The following is a 723-nucleotide window of genomic DNA, read 5'->3' as shown; positions in this document are numbered from 1 at the left end:
CTTATCACGTCCTTCATCGCCTCCGTGAGCCTAGGCATCCGCCATACGCCCTTTCTTACTTTCTTTACGACTGTATTTGTCATCTCGTCTATCATTGCTGATTACTCGACAACGAATAAGTAGCTCATACTTTCAGCTGTATTCTAACAAAGTGAAATCTCATCTTGCGATTTGATTCACTTTAGTCTGAACTAAAGTTCATTACTTACAGTTTTGCTTGTGTCAATATGTCAAAGATCTTCTTGCCTTAATCGGCATAGTGGAGAATAACGGATTCGAACCGTTGACCCCCTGCGTGCAAAGCAGGTGCTCTAGCCAACTGAGCTAATCCCCCAGTTTGAGAAGTAAAGAATGAATCAAAGTTGAACTTTGATTACACATTGGCTGCGCCGATGTGTAGTCCCAGGCAGATTTGAACTGCCGACCTCCACATTATCAGTGTGGCGCTCTAACCAACTGAGCTATAGGACTTTGTTGGTAAAGAGTAGCATCTCTGCCGAACATTCTCTATCTCTTATTTAATTAAACAGATGGTGCGTACAAGAAGAGAAGCGAACTTTAATCAGTCACTATCTCAACAAATATAGAAGTAAGCAAGAATGAGAACTCAACATTCAACATTCAAAACTCAACATTCTCTCAATACTCGTCTCTCCAGAAAGGAGGTGTTCCAGCCGCACCTTCCGGTACGGCTACCTTGTTACGACTTAGCCCCAATTACCA

2 tRNA genes and 1 rRNA gene are annotated in these 723 nt (G+C 42.5%); all 3 read right to left on the bottom strand.

Features of this window, described 5'->3' with window-relative positions:
• Positions 1-260 precede the first annotated feature (260 nt).
• Positions 261-334, bottom strand: a tRNA-Ala gene (locus AAAT87_RS15440).
• A 63-nt stretch (positions 335-397) separates the two neighbouring features.
• A tRNA-Ile gene (locus tag AAAT87_RS15435) sits at positions 398-471 on the bottom strand.
• 187 nt (positions 472-658) lie between these two features.
• Positions 659-723 (bottom strand): 16S ribosomal RNA (locus tag AAAT87_RS15430); the annotation flags it as partial.

It is taken from the genome of Segatella sinensis (assembly GCF_040095255.1).
Taxonomy (GTDB): Bacteria; Bacteroidota; Bacteroidia; order Bacteroidales; family Bacteroidaceae; genus Prevotella; species Prevotella sinensis.
Note: the sequence above shows the minus strand (reverse complement) of the source record. Positions and strands in the feature narration are given on the sequence as shown.